This is a genomic window from Methylotenera versatilis 301 (genome assembly GCF_000093025.1).
In the GTDB taxonomy this organism is placed as follows: Bacteria; Pseudomonadota; Gammaproteobacteria; order Burkholderiales; family Methylophilaceae; genus Methylotenera; species Methylotenera versatilis.
Window position 1 is genome coordinate 597095 of the sequence record NC_014207.1, and the last position, 15007, is coordinate 612101.

Annotated in this window: 10 protein-coding genes; 3 read left to right on the forward strand and 7 right to left on the reverse strand. The window is 43.0% G+C overall.

Annotated elements, in window-relative coordinates:
* Window positions 1-24: 24 nt before the first annotated feature.
* Window positions 25-390: a response regulator gene (locus tag M301_RS02800; RefSeq protein ID WP_013147243.1), complete on the reverse strand. Its 366-nt coding sequence runs from the start codon at window positions 388-390 to the stop codon at window positions 25-27.
* On the reverse strand, window positions 387-3314 hold the full coding sequence (locus M301_RS02805; protein ID WP_013147244.1) for an ATP-binding protein: 2928 nt from the start codon (window positions 3312-3314) through the stop codon (window positions 387-389). Before M301_RS02805 ends, M301_RS02800 begins: the two co-directional genes overlap by 4 nt.
* Window positions 3315-3662: 348 nt before the next feature.
* Between M301_RS02805 and M301_RS02810 the strand changes: the two genes are divergently transcribed.
* Together M301_RS02810 and M301_RS02815 are read left to right on the forward strand one after the other, a co-directional pair.
* Window positions 3663-4607 carry a DnaJ C-terminal domain-containing protein gene (locus M301_RS02810; protein ID WP_013147245.1) on the forward strand — a complete coding sequence of 315 codons (945 nt, stop codon included), beginning with the start codon at window positions 3663-3665 and terminating at the stop codon, window positions 4605-4607.
* Between the two features lie 10 nt (window positions 4608-4617).
* The gene (locus M301_RS02815; protein WP_013147246.1) at window positions 4618-4935 is read left to right on the forward strand and encodes a chaperone modulator CbpM; all 318 of its coding nucleotides are present in this window, start codon (window positions 4618-4620) and stop codon (window positions 4933-4935) included.
* A gap of 11 nt (window positions 4936-4946) precedes the next feature.
* Here the strand turns inward: M301_RS02815 and M301_RS02820 are convergent, their stop codons facing one another.
* From M301_RS02820 to M301_RS02830, 3 genes are read right to left on the reverse strand one after another with little or no spacing between them, the layout of a single operon-like run.
* On the reverse strand, window positions 4947-5894 hold the full coding sequence (locus tag M301_RS02820; RefSeq protein WP_013147247.1) for a DUF808 domain-containing protein: 948 nt from the start codon (window positions 5892-5894) through the stop codon (window positions 4947-4949).
* Window positions 5895-5948: 54 nt separating this feature from the next.
* Complete coding sequence (locus M301_RS02825) at window positions 5949-6521, reverse strand: response regulator transcription factor (protein ID WP_041359714.1); 573 nt, start codon at window positions 6519-6521, stop codon at window positions 5949-5951.
* A 47-nt stretch (window positions 6522-6568) separates the two neighbouring features.
* Complete coding sequence (locus tag M301_RS02830; RefSeq protein WP_013147249.1) at window positions 6569-7852, reverse strand: ATP-binding protein; 1284 nt, start codon at window positions 7850-7852, stop codon at window positions 6569-6571.
* A 174-nt stretch (window positions 7853-8026) separates the two neighbouring features.
* On the opposite strand from M301_RS02830, the gene M301_RS02835 reads away from it, so the two are divergent.
* Window positions 8027-10399, forward strand: a complete 2373-nt coding sequence (locus M301_RS02835) for a TonB-dependent receptor (protein WP_013147250.1) — start codon at window positions 8027-8029, stop codon at window positions 10397-10399.
* A gap of 22 nt (window positions 10400-10421) precedes the next feature.
* Here the strand turns inward: M301_RS02835 and M301_RS02840 are convergent, their stop codons facing one another.
* Together M301_RS02840 and M301_RS02845 are read right to left on the reverse strand one after the other, a co-directional pair.
* Complete coding sequence (locus tag M301_RS02840) at window positions 10422-11702, reverse strand: cyclic di-GMP phosphodiesterase (protein WP_013147251.1); 1281 nt, start codon at window positions 11700-11702, stop codon at window positions 10422-10424.
* Between the two features lie 26 nt (window positions 11703-11728).
* Complete coding sequence (locus M301_RS02845; protein WP_238524657.1) at window positions 11729-14755, reverse strand: bifunctional diguanylate cyclase/phosphodiesterase; 3027 nt, start codon at window positions 14753-14755, stop codon at window positions 11729-11731.
* Between the last annotated feature and the right edge of the window lie 252 nt (window positions 14756-15007).

Consider the following 15007-nt stretch of genomic DNA (forward strand, 5'->3'; position numbering starts at 1 on the left):
ATATTCTCTTGAGCTATTGACCGCTTATTTAGCAATCGCTTTTTGTATCTGACCAATGACAAGTATTGGGTCTATTGGCTTTTCTATGTAGGCTGTACAGCCTGCTGCTAGCAGTTTCTCTTTATCACCAGACATGGCGTACGAAGTCATGGCAATAATAGGAATATCTTTACCTACAGGATGCGCGCGGATTCTTTTTAACACTTCCAAACCATTAATGTCAGGGAGTTGTATGTCTAAAATAACAAAATCAGGCGGCATTGTAAGTGCTTGTTGCACACCTTCCAAGCCCGTCATGGCAAATCGTGTTTTATATTGCGATTGCTCAAGAATGAAGCGAATTAACTCTAAGTTATTTTCATTGTCTTCTATTATCAGTGCAGTTGTCATAAAGGCTGATCTTCTAAAATTGACTGATTATTGAGTAATGTCTGTTCGGATATTTTAACCGGCACTCGGATGGTAAACGTACTACCTACACCCACTTGGCTTTCTACTTCAATACTACCGCCCAACAACTGCGTTAGAATTTTTCGTGTTAAATATAAACCTAATCCAGTACCTAATGTTTTTATTTTGAGGTGTGATTCGGCTCGCTCAAATGGTTTAAACAGTTGCTCTAGGCCAGACGGGCTAATGCCAATGCCAGTGTCTTGAGTAGTGATGATTAACTCTTCATTGATTATTTTTGCTTCAACAGTTACTGAGCCTGCTTCTGTGTACTTCACGGCATTGCTTACGACATTTAAAATCGCCTGATAAAGTCTTTTGCGGTCTGTTTCCAGAATGATGTCTTCGCTACAGTCAATCTGTAAATTTAAATGTTTACCGTCAGCGATATGATGTATGACATTCACCACCTCATTAAACATAGGTTTTAAAGCAAACGATTCGGTATGTATTTCTAAAAATCCAGCTTCTATTTTTGAGATGTCAATCACATCAGAAATGAGCGAGAGTAAATGTTTGGCGGAGTGGTAAGCACGGCCAAGTTGATCTTTTTGTTTGGTGTTAAGGTCGCCAGACATGCCTTGCAGCACTACGCCTAGAAAACCGATAATTGAATTGAGCGGCGTTCTGAGCTCATGCGACATTGAGGCTACAAACATAGATTTAATGCGGTCAGCAGACTCAGCGCTTTCACGTGCTTTAATTAAGGATGCTTGTAATACTTTTTTCTGCGTAATATCTTGTCCAATCGCAATCATCTGCCCAACATCGCTAACGCCATTTTTACCTGCTTTAACGATAGAGCATTCAAACTCTATTTTTCTGCCATCAGCACATTTAAAAATCAATTCTACATTACGGAAAGCTTCACCTCGTTTTGTGCCAATGCCGATGCCAATCGCTTTTTTGAATGATTCTTTTACAACAAATATATCAATAAAATTCTTACCTATGGCTTCAGATCGGCTAAATCCAGTGACTCTTTCTGCTTCTGGATTAAACTCAATAATCTCGCCATCCATTTTGATGGTGAGTATAGGAATAGGTGCGTATTTGATGACGGAAGTAAGACGCTGTTCACTTTCTTGTAAGGAGAGCGTTCTGGCTTCTACCATTACTTCTAATTCTTCACTATGTTGCAGCAGCGCTTGCTCTGCGCTACGACGTCGATCTGTTTCTATGGTAAGGCGCACCACATCACAGATAGAGCCAACAAAGCCTTGCTCGTCTAAAGTCCATTCACGGCTATCAGTTGTATGTTCACAACACACGGCGCCTATCATGTTGCCATTCAGCCAGATGGAACCATCAAGTATTGCACCAATATTATTTTCTTGCGCATAACCCTGTCGAAACTCCACAGTCGAAGGGTGTGCAATGACATCGTTAGCTGCCAGCACTCTATTTTGTGAGATGAACTGAAAGTACTCAGGTAGTTCTTTAGCTAATAGTGGGTTCGCAGTGGTGTGTAGACTTTTAGTTTTTAAGTATAAATCTACACATTCCAACATTTGTTTATCAGAATCTAGCAGCCAAATGCTGACTCTTTCAACATTCAATGTTTCAGCAGAAACTTGGGTAATTTCTTTGAAAATTTCTTCAGTAGTTTTTTGGGTTTGAGTTTGGGTTAAAATTTGAATCGCTTTTTGTTGCTTAAACAGGCGTAATGTTTGTTCTTTGGCAGATTTCTCAGCCATTTGTCGTGTTTTAATTTGACTGGCAAGCTGTTCAAAAAGACTTTGATTTTCTTCATTTCGTCTAATGCTGCCTAGTTTGTAGCCGCCAAATAGCATCACTAACATCAAAGTGGCGACTAAGACACCTAATAAAACTCTATCTTGATGGCTTACCCATTGCTCAGTAGTGATAAGCGTGCCGAGCAGGGTTAAAATAATGCATAGCAAAATTAAAATACGTGTCGTTAAGCCGCTGCTAACATCCGATATCTGCTCTAGTTTTTTGTCATCATCTGAGACGTTTGTAATTCTGTGCAGTACATTGCTTTGCATATTGCTATCCCACACGTACACTCTGATAAGCGCAGATAGCAAAAGAAATAACACAAGTGCAATAAGCCATACTCGATTTGAATACATCCAACTTTGTTCAAATGCTCCTTGATCTAACCAGCGGTTCTGTAGAGCCTGTCGCTCACTCTTGCTGACCGCCTTCATGCCTTTTTGAATGATGGTAAATAATATCGGCCAGTCATTTCTAACGGCTAGACTCATTTCATATTTGAATTCAGATTGGCCTGCGACTTTAATATCAATTAGACCTTGCGTTTTTAAGCACCAACTTGCCACGGGGAGGTCGGTCAATATTGCAACGCTTTCGTGAAAGGCAACATGTTGTAAACCTTGGCAGGTGTTATTCACTAGGTCTAGTTTTATCTGCGGGTAATTTTCTTGTACAAACTCCTGACTCGCATAACCTTGGACTACGCTTAGTTTCATATTGTTAAGCTGCGATAAGGTCAGGTCTTTTGGGGCATCATTGCGCGCAACAATGTTTAAAGGAAAGCTAAGTAAGGTGGGGGTAAAGCTCCAATATACACGGCGATCTTGTGTGTCAGCTAAGAGTGAGATGACGTCTTCATGCGCACTACGCTTGCCGCTACTGTGAGATTCTTCTTTAGTCGGAACAACTTGCTTGAATTTGTAATTTAACTTTGATTCTAATAGCTTAATGTAGTCTGGCATGAAGCCCTGTAACTTGCCATCTTCACCTTTAAAAGAGATAGGGGCATAGTCATCCCACATGGTCAGAGAGATGTTGGGGTGAGCGTTTAACCACGCACGCTCATCAGCTGAGAGCAAGTTTCCAGCGGATTGGGTGCTTTGTCCTGATAGCAGCATCCACATTGTTAAAATGCAAAGTATGGTGTGCCTAAAGATGCTGCTTTTGACCAAAAAACACCCCTGCAAAAATAACCGTGCGTTATTGTTTAAATCTTTTTACAAACTATATCATTTAATTTAACAAAGTAACATTGCTTGAGATTTCTATCATTTAGCTAATAAAGCCATCTACAGTCGATATAGTAGTATGATAGTCTGACTAAGCTTGCCTCTATTGGAGGCATGATAAGCTGTATTAAATACATGCATTCTTAAAACATCTGCAAAGGTTGTTATGATGAGTATGTTGCAACGGTTAAGACAGAGTGAGCTCATCATTCATGTTCTTACTATAAATAGTCCTTAACTATCATGAAATTTAAGGACTATTACGAGGCCTTAGGTGTTGCTCGTACGGCAACCCAAGACGAAATTAAGAAAGCTTATCGCAAGCTTGCGCATCAATATCACCCAGATGTTTCAAAAGATCCTGCAGGTGAGGAGAAGTTTAAAGAAATAGGTGAGGCCTACGCTACGCTTAAAGATGTTGAAAAGCGTGCTGCTTATGATGAGTTAGGTCGCCACCCCGCAGGTGAAGAGTTCCGACCTCCACCAAATTGGGGAGCAAATCAAGGTCACCAACAAGGTGCACAAGCTTATTCTTTTGATGATGTTGATCTATCCGATTTGTTCGCTAGCTTTTCTAAAGGCAGGCAAGGTGGGCAACATCAAGGTGGTCGCATGCCAATTCCTGGGCAAGATTACGAATTGGCAACTCAGATTTCACTTGATGATGCTTTTAATGGCACCACAGTCGATTTGAGTTTCACAGTTCCTGAATATGATGCGCAAGGGCAATTAAAGCGTATGCCCCACACCTTTAAAGCACGTATTCCCAAAGGTGTGACTGATGGTCAAAAAATGTTATTGCGAGGTAAGGGTGGCAAAGGCGCGCATGGTGGGCCTGACGGAAACCTATATTTAAATATTAGTTTTACGCCACACCGATTATTTCGTGTGGTCGATCATGATCTGTTTATTGACCTGCCGCTCACAGTCTCAGAAGCCGCTTTAGGCGCAACGGTTAAAGTGCCAACCTTAGAAGGCGCGGTGAATCTTAAAGTGCCCGAAGGCATTACCAGTGGGCAAAAGCTGCGCATTGGCAAGCGTGGTTTGCCTAGGCAAGGTCAAGATAATGGTGATCTTTACGCAATTGCACAAATTGTAGTGCCAGCAAAGCCAAGTGATAAGGAGCGCGAGTTGTTTAGAGAGTTGGCAGAAGTGTCAACATTTAATCCACGTGCGCATTTTGATTAGGAGTGATGCCATGAATATAGATTTCACTGAATTAGTTTGGCTAGACAAGCATCATGAAGTGTCATTAGATGAGCTTGCAGAGTTGTCGGGACTGGCTGAAGAAGACTTGCGACATTTGGTCGATAGTGGTGCGCTTATCCCCACAAATCCAGACGAGGAACGTTTGCATTTTAGTGGGCATTGCGTTGTCTCTATACGAACATTGTCGCGTCTCAAGCAGGATTTTGAGTTAGAGCCAAATGCTTTTGCTTTAACTCTCGTTTTTTTAGAGCGCATTAGAACGCTGGAGTCAAAGTTGCGAGCAGTTAATCCTGGCAGTTCTGAATAAGTAAGTTTCTCTTAATGCTTCTTAGGTAAGATTTTATTGCCGATTTCAAATAGCGCTACGCAAATTGCGCCTATCGTTAAGCCAACTATTGCATAAATTAGCATAGGTAATACTATTGCTGAGAAGCTGCCAATGAACGGCAACGTGTGCAAACTTTCAGCTTGATGTTCACTAAAGTGATGCAAAGCTGGAATGCCGTGGCCGATAATGCTGCCGCCGACAACAAACATAGCCGCAGTGCCAAGTATCATTAAAAGACGCATTAAATAAGGCGCTGCGGCTAATAGTTTTTCGCCAACTTTACGCAAAAGTTGCTTGTAAAAACTACTACCTTTTTTAAGCATTAAGTGTAAGCCAAGGTCATCAAGCTTCACTATGCCCGCCACCAAGCCATATACGCCAAAGGTCATGATGATCGCGATGGCTGAAACGACAATGACTTGTTTAGTAAAGTCTGCCGCTGCTACAGTACCTAATGCGATGACGATGATTTCTGCCGATAATACAAAGTCAGTACGAATAGCACCCTTGATTTTATCTTTTTCTAGTGCGACTAAATCGACTTTTGGGTCGGCAACTGCTTTTTCTAATGCATTGTCATGCGCCTCTTCTTCATGTGCGCTATGCAGAAACTTTTCGGCAATTTTTTCAAAACCTTCAAAACATAAATAAGCGCCACCTACCATTAATAGCGGTGTAATTGCCCAAGGTGCAAAATAGCTAATGGCGAGTGCAGTGGGTACCAATATTAGCTTGTTGACCAGCGAGCCTTTTGCCACCGCCCACACGACTGGCAATTCGCGCTCTGCCGCAACGCCATTGACTTGCTGGGCGTTTAGCGCGAGATCATCGCCCAATACCCCAGCCGTTTTTTTTGCAGCCATTTGCGTCATGACTGAGACGTCATCCAATATGGTTGCGATGTCATCTAAAAGTGCGAGTAAACTGCCTGCTGCCATGGTAATTCCTTAATTTATTCTTTGATTTTTACTTAGGATATTTAACTGAATTTGTTACTTAGTATAACTGCTAGGATGCTTGTTTAGCTTTCTTTGCAGGGTGCGTCTATGCATATTCAAACTGCGCGCGGTGGCTGAGATGTTTCCATCATGCTCGGCTAAAACGCGATGAATATGCTCCCACTCTAAGCGTTCTATAGGTAATGGATTGGACGCTAATTCTACCTCATCATCGCCTGTTTGCTTTTCAAAAGCGGCGACAATTTCATCTGCATCTACTGGTTTAGCCAGATAGTGCGTTGCGCCCAGTTTGATTGCTTCTACCGCAGTCGTAACGCTAGCAAAGCCTGTGAGCACGACTATGCGTGTGCCAGCATTCAGGCTGGCTAGTTGTCGAACCAGCACTAGGCCTGAGTTGCCTGACATTTTTAAATCGACTACAGCAAATTCTGGCGGGTCATTTTTAGCCAGCTCAAAAGCGCTTTCTGCGCTATTGGCTAAGCTTACTAAAAAGCCACGTTTGCGCATGGCAGGTGCCAGTGCGTTTAAAAAATCTTGGTCATCATCCACTAAAAGTAATGTGGCTTTTTCGACCGTGTCATTTTCAGTGCCATCATTTTCAACCATATTATTAACAACGTTGTCTTTTGTATCTAGAGGATTCATTTAATGACTCACATTTTTTCTAAGAATAATTTTTTAAGTGGTAAGTTGAGCGTCGCCAATACACCACCTTCTACATGGTTATTCAGGGTCAGTTCACCATCATAGCGCGCGAGAGTGGTTTGCGTGAGATACACGCCCAGCCCCATGCCTTGTTCATTTTTAGAGGTGAAAAATGGTGTGCCTAGCTTTTTTTTAGTTTCCGCACTCAAGCCTTTGCCAAAGTCTCTAATTTGAATGCTCAGTATTTTGTCATTCCATTCGGCATGAAATAGCACGCGTTCAGGGGATTCATCCGCTGCGTTATCCAGCATGTTTTGTATCGCCTGCGTTAAGGTTCGGTCCATCACAATCATAGGGTCAATCATATTGCTTGGCGTCGTCACCACAAGTTCTGTGGCAGGGCGGGTATCACGCCAGCGTTGAATGGCATCTTGTAAAAACTCTCGCAACGGTAAGCCTTGCCCCGCGTCAGCGCGTGATTGCCCTGCATTACGTGTGATGCTTGATAAGATTTCTTTGCAGCGCGACACTTGTTTCTGCAATATGTTGAGTTGCGTTAGTAGCTCAGGCTGATTAGCATATTCCTGCGTAAGTTCTTTGCTGACTATCGCCATAGTTGCTAGTGGCGTGCCTAGTTCGTGAGCGGCGCTGGTAGCAAGTGTGCCTAGGGCTAACATGCGTTCGCTTTCCAGTGCTTTTTCGCGGACTTCTGCAATTTTTTTATCATAGTCACGTAAATTTTGCCCAATACGCGCAATGAATATCGCCACAATCACCGAGCTTACAACAAAGCCTATCCACATGCCGACCAAGTGGATATCTAGTTTTTCATCGCCATGTGTGTGCATGTGCAGGTGTGAAAGCGGCACATGGTAAAACATCAGCAGGGTGTAGCAAGTAATGCTCAAACCAGCAATCAGCCACGCGTAGGCTGCCCTTAGTGCAACCGCAGCAACAGTTATTGGCAGTAAGTACATCCAAATAAAAGGGTTGCTATAGCCACCACTAAAGTAAAACAGCAGTGATAGTGCGGCAATGTCACCTAGCAACTGCATGACTAATTCACGTTGTGAGGTTTGCGTGGTTTTTCTTAAGCGCCACCATGCGATTAGGCTAAGCAGCCCCAATGAAGCTATCGCTAACATTACTGGCGCGTAAGGCAAGGGGATAGACGCTTGATATAAAGCCAGTAAAACGAAACTTAGGCAAGCCATCACCACGCCGCGCAACATCACTAAACGCTGCATGTTGAGGCGTGTTGCGTTGCTGATGGATTGTTGTGCTGGTTGCATGCGTTTATGGACGTTTATTCAAAGTTGGTTTCATTATAAAACGGTAATGAAAATAATACCTTAAGCCTGTCGATAATTCACCTGTGACAAATTGTCGCGCGGCAATATGCCACATTCCGCTGTAAGAATTTCTCTAATACAATTTGGCGATAAAAATACTTCAGGGAGAAGGCTATGTTTAAGAAATTAACATTAGCGGTGGTTTTGGCGTGTAACAGCGATTTGTTGATGGCCGAAGAGGCCGCGGTTGAAAGTAAATCTAAACAAATGCAGGTAGATGCTGAAACTCAAATTGAGCTAGATGCGGTTGTGGTGCGTGCACCGATGATTGATAGTCGTATTCTTAAACATCCAGCCACGGTTGAAACTTTCGATAAAAAACAAATTGAAGAGAATCTCAATGCGGCAACTTCCTCACAAACCTTGAAATATATGCCTAGTATGCAAGTGCGTGAGCGTTTTATTGGTGATCGCAACGGCAATATTGCCACTCGTACTGTAGGTTCGCTAGCTAGCGCACAAAACATGTTGTATGCAGATGGCGTGTTGTTGTCTAATTTTTTGCAGGGCAATTTTGGTTCTCCGCGCTGGGGGATGGTGACGCCAGAAGAAATTGAAAGCATCAGTATGATGTACGGGCCTTTTTCTGCATTGTATGCGGGTAACTCGTTTGGCGGTGTGATTACCCTAGTGACACGCATGCTAGATAAATTTGAGGCGCATGCTAGTGCGCAGGCTTTTACGCAAAGTTATGAACATTACGGCACGAACGAAAGCTTTAATGGAAATCATTTAACAGCATCGTTTGGCAATAAAGTGAATGATTTTTCTTTTTGGTTTGGTGTGGATAGGCTGGATAACCGAAGCCAGCCTATGGGGTTCTCAACCGCCAATCGCTCTACTACGGCTCCCGGAGTAAGCCCAGTCGTGACAGGTGCGTATCAAGACAAAAGTGAAGTGAACAAAGACCGTGTCATTTTTGGGGCTAACAGCATTGATGACTCTGAGCAAACCAACATTAAATTCAAAGTGGCTTATGACATCACGCCAACCATTAAGGCGGCTTATACCTTGGGCGTATGGAATCTGGATAGCAAAACAGAGGTGAAAAGCTATGTTAAAGATGGCGCTGGAAATGCTGTCTATAACGGACAGGTTAACTTTAATGGTCAACGCTATGATATATCTGGCATGAGTCCGGCAGAGGCCGACTCCCTGCACATCATGCAGGCGCTAGATCTAAAGTCAAACAATAAAGATTTTTTTGATTGGCAACTAACTTTATCCGATTATGACTTTCATCAAGATAAAAATAGTTTCTCTAACACGCCAACAAGTGGAACGACTACAGCGGGTAACCCATATCTCAATCGAATTGGTCGCGTGACAGACCAAGCAGGCACAGGTTGGACAGTATTTGATGCGCGTACCACTTTGCGTCCGCAAAGAAACTATTCAGGTCAACACACGATTGATATTGGTTACCATGTTGATCAATACGAATTACGTAGTGAGACAAACGACACTGCGGATTGGTCAACTGGTGCTAAAGGCGGTTTGTTTTCTGCGGCGCGTGGTGACACTCGTACTCAAGCCCTTTATGCACAAGATAAATGGCAGATTAACCCACAATGGGCGTTGACTTTTGGTGGTCGCGCCGAGCATTGGGAGGCCAATGATGGACAAAATAAAATTACCATCGGTGGCATATTAAACACTGCTAATTATAAAGATGTGTCAGTGAATAAATTTTCGCCTAAAGTTTCCCTGAGCTTCGAACCTCAACCAGAGTGGGGGTTTCGTGCTTCATTCGGGCAGGCATTTCGCTTTCCGACTGTTGGTGAGTTATTTCAACCTTTGCAAAATGGCGCTGTTCCTTACTTTGTTCAAAGTAATCCAAACTTGAAGCCAGAAGAAGTCATTGCCGGTGAGTTTTCTGCAGAGCGTCGTTTTGATAACGGTTTAGTTCGCGCGAGTTTATTTAGCGAGAATAAATTTGATGCGCTCATTACACAATTTCTTGCTGTGGGTAGTGTGATTCCCTACGATACAGGTACTTGTACTAGAGCAGCAGGGTGTAGTTATACGCAAAACGTGGAGCATATTCGTGCGCGTGGTCTTGAATTAGCAACGCAATGGCAAGATGTGCTGATAAACGGCCTAGACTTATTGGGTAGCGCAACCTTCACTGATGCAGAGGTGTTACGCAACGATAATGCACCTAGCACGGTGGGTAACAAACCAACTCGCATTCCAAGAAGTATGTTCAAAGCGGTGGCAACATATCATCAAGGTAGCCATCTAAGCTACAGCTTGGCAGCACGTTACAGTGGCAGGCAATATAATGCTTTAGATAATAGTGATAGCAACCCTGACACTTACGGTGCAGCGAGCAAGTTTTTTATTATGGATGTGAAAGCTAATTATAAGTTTGCAGATAAATTAACGGCGAGCATTGGCGTAGACAATTTAAATAATTACAAAGCTTATGTGTTTCACCCTTACCCACAGCGTACCGGCTATCTACAACTGAAATATGACTATTAACTGGCTCATCAAGCTAATGCTATCAAGTCTGCGAGTCTTCAGCGTTCGATAAGTCCACATCTATAAAATAGCTGACTCGCTTACGTGGGTTCAAGTATTCAAGCACGTCCGCTGGTAATTGACTTGGGCGTAAGCAGGCGTTGATGCTGATGCTAGGCTCTTCGCGTAAGTCTATTATTTGCGGTTCGTGTCTGGCTGTCAGCGGGTCATGCACCATCACAAATGGTCTGAGCGGTTTGTTGGGGTTCACAGAAATAACTGTGGCATAGCTACCTGTGGAAAGCTGCACAATACTACCAGGTGGATAAATGCCCAGCGATTTGATCAAGCGTTTGAGTAGAGATTCATCGTATTTAGCACGCTGGCTGGCGTACATATGCGCGAGTGCTTCATACGGTGTTTTGGCTAGCGCAATATTGTTTGGGTTACATAAATTGTCATAACCATTCACTATCGCAATTAATCTGGCAAACGGGTCAGTTTGCTCTCCACGCAGATGTTTTGGGTAACCTGAGCCATCTGCATGCTCATGGTGCTGCATAATGATCTTACCAATACGCACGGGTAAGCCAATCTCTTGTGCCATACGCGAACCTATTTCACTATGCTGTTCAAAATGTGATTGTTCTGACTTTGTGAGTGGGTCTTTTTTAAGCAAGATTTTATCGGATATTTCTGCCTTGCCAATGTCATGAAACAACGCCGCCATCCCTAATAAACGCGCATCTTCTTTTGACATGTTGACAGACTTAGCCATAATCAGCGCAAGTACAGTCACATTGAGCGGATGGATGTAATTGGCATCACTGGAGCGGTTGCCATTGAGCGCGTGAACCGCCACATCACCTTCCATTAACGCTGTGTCGACCATATCATTGATAATCACAGCCGCTTGTTCAATTGAGGCTTTAGAGTCCGATAGAATATTGTGTGTCACTTGTCGGGCAATATTGCTGGTATTGATAAACTTTCTTTCACACACATTAATAGCTTGATGTAGCTCTTTAAGGCGTTGTTTTGCATTGTCTACGCTGCTTATTGGCGCTGGAATGGGGTGAGTTTCCTTCTCGATTATTTCTACAGATGGCGCCTCTGTTTTGATTGGTAATGGCTGACAATCACTACGCTTGGGGTCGTAACGCAATCTGGTAAGCCCCGTTTTTTTAATAATGGAGATTTGCTCTTCATCTTTCACCTTAAAGTTACTTAGCGTGAATGGGTGATCCATCCATCCTAAATCCAGATGCACATAGATACCCACTTGTAATTGTGAAACGTCCATAAAGTGATGTTCATTATTCATATGCTTTACCTCTTTGTTCTTAATTCTTATTTTGTTAATAGTTTTGAGAATTCTGTGGCAGTAACAGGTTTACTATAGAGATAGCCTTGTCCTTCTTTGCAGCCCATGGCGCTTAAGAAATCGGCTTGCGCTTGGGTTTCTACACCTTCGGCAATCACGCTAAAGCCTAAGCTGCCAGCCATCGCATAAATGGCATTGGCAATCGCGGCATCATCTAAATCATCAGGTAGATCACGTACAAAAGATTGGTCTATTTTTATTTTGTCGAGTGGTAATCGTTTGAGATTAGAGAGCGATGAATATCCTGTGCCAAAATCATCGATGGCTAATTTCAAGCCAAGTTGCTTGATGCGATTGAACGTATCAATCACATACTCAGTATTTTGCATTACCGTACTTTCGGTAATTTCAAGTTCCAGCATGTGCGGATTGCAATCCGTTTCCATCAAAATGCCATAAACGGTATCGGCGAAGTTGCTGCGCATAATTTGCACGCCAGAGACGTTGACTGCAATCCATTGAATAGCATGACCAGCTTTGTGCCAACGTACTATTTGGTGGGCGGCCTCACGCAGTACCCACTCACCGATTTGTACAATTAAGCCAGTTTCCTCAGCCATCGGAATAAATGTGGCTGGGGACACTAAGCCTAATTTAGGGTGGTTCCATCGTATCAGCGCTTCAGCACCTATAATCTCGCCAGTTATCAGCGAGACTTGTGGTTGATAGTAAACCTCAAACTGTTTACGCACTAAGGCATGGCGTAGCTGGCCTTCCAAAGTAAAGCGCTCGACCGCGCTTTTACTCAAGTCATCAGAGTAGAAGCAGTGGTTGTTTTTGCCTTTATTCTTAACTTGATACATTGCAATATCAGCGGCTTTAATTAAACCTTCTACATCCGCGCAGTCTTTCGGGAATGTAGAAATGCCGACACTCGCGCTGATGTAAATTTCATGGCCATCAATATTAAATTCAATTTGTAGCGCATGAATAATTTTTTTAGCTACCAGTGATGCGTCGCTAGGTTTGCTGATCATATCCATCATCACTACAAACTCGTCGCCGCCTAGCCTTGCCACTACGTCGCTATCACGCATGGATAAGCTAATGCGCCTAGAGGCTTCGAGCAATAGTTTATCGCCTACTTGATGCCCAAGGGTATCGTTAACAGCTTTAAATCGATCTAAGTCAATAAACAATAGAGCGATTTTATGGTTATCGCGTTCAGCTCGTTTAATGGAATGTTCCAACAGCTCATTTAGTAGGCGGCGGTTAGGCAGACCTGTTAGAGGGTCGTGATTCACTAGCTCATGCAACCTGTTTTGTGAGCGCTTAACATCGGTAATGTCAGCAAAAACGCCGACGTAATTAACGACTTGTCCGGCATTATCTTTCACAGCGGTAATGGTTAGCCACTCATAATAGTTTTCGCCAGATTTACGTTTATTGAATACCTCACCATGCCAGCGCTCTTCTTTTTTTAAGATGGCCCACATGTCTTTGTAAAAACGATCATCCTGATTGCCAGATTGAAGTATTTTAGGAGATTTCCCCAGTACCTCTTCTTCGGAATAGCCAGTAATTTCAGTAAAGCCTTTGTTAATAGCGACAATGCGTACTTTGTCATCGGTGATCATGATGCCTTCACTGGCGCTATCAAAGGCGATTTTAGCTTGGTGTAATCGCTTGCCTGCATTCTCTCTTTGTATTGCGACGCCTAAAGATCGACCTATCGCCATTAACGAGCCAAGCTCTTGCGGTGTGGTCTTAATTAAGTCGTGGCAACGCTCGATGATGATATTGCCCCACCATACCTTGTCTGAGAAAAGCGGGACGATGGCAATAGATTGCGTATCATGTTGCTCAAGTATCTGGCGCTCTGAACTTGGCAGATCACGAATATCACCAAAAACAGGGTCACCGAGTTGAAGCGCATCTTTCCAACGATTTAAACGCACATCATTAAAATCAATCGCTTCAAGTGCATTATCAGCATTGCTGAAGCCTGGCACTGACCATCTGTAAAGTATTTTTGAATGCCCTGATTTGGCTGCATTAGCCACTTCTTTATTACTAGGCTCCACATTTTTAAGTATGGTTGCGCGAGTAAAGCGTAAAGCAAGGCATAACTGTTGCAACACAGTCACTGCTACTGTTTGCCAAGATTCGGCGGAGTGTAATAACCAGTCGCATGAAATAAGCGCATCTAGAATAGCGCTGCGGTCGCGCAGATGGCTTTCAGCCATTTTGCGCTCTGTGATGTCGCGTCCTAGCGTGACTAAGCCATGGCGGCTGCCATCATCGTTAAACAATGGCACTTTAATGACATCTAGCACTTTTGCGCCACCGTGTGGCAATGAAATGACTTCTTCATTTCTGATTGAGCGACCTAACTTCCAAGCTTGATCATCAGATACTTTTGAGTGGCGAAAAGCTTCTTTAAACGCAGGGCTAGATAGAGTGGCAAGCTCCATATCAGTTTTGTGTTGATAGTCCAGTTGATCTAGTTGAAAAAGCTCTATGCTGCTAGCATTCGCTTCTAACCAGCGGTTTTTCTCATCTTTGAAGCAAATCAAATCAGGGCTTGCATCAATCAAATTGCGTAGTAGTTTTTCGGTATGTCTTAATTGTAATTCTGTGCTGACGCGATCGGTCACGTCATGCATGTGCAGCACATAACCTGAATGCAAGTCTTCAAAATCTTTGTTGTGTGATGTGAATACCTGCAAGGTGCGTAACTCATCTCCTGCGGCGTACTGCAATACAAAGCTAGTACTGGCTTTTTTTAATTCGGTAACGATGCGTTTATGTACGGCTTTAGGTAGTTGACCAGTTCTGGCCGCAACATGTTTTACATTCAGGTTGAAAATATCTCTGGCATACGGGTTTGCATAACTGACGTTACACTTTTCATCTATAGCAAGAATAGCAACGCCTTGCAATGAGCCTAGTAAATGCCAGGCGAGTGCAAGTTCTTTAGACATGAATCTACTCAGATGGCTTGCGCTATCTGGAGCAGATTGCAACTGATCTAATTTATTTAACTTTTTCAATTACTTTTACATTCTAAAAAAGGCCTATTAATATTTACCTAAAACATACCAACTAGCAAATTTATTCAACATTAAGTGCAAATATGCTGAATATGAGCGATATGTTTTTATCGACCATAATGACTAAAGCTTGAATGTAAATATACGCTTTGGCTTGTAAAACCATCTTTGAATTAAAAGTACTTAGTGGTGCTAATTTATAAGTTAGCGACTAGGTGCTATAAGCGATTGAGACTTTTAGAGGTCCTTGGC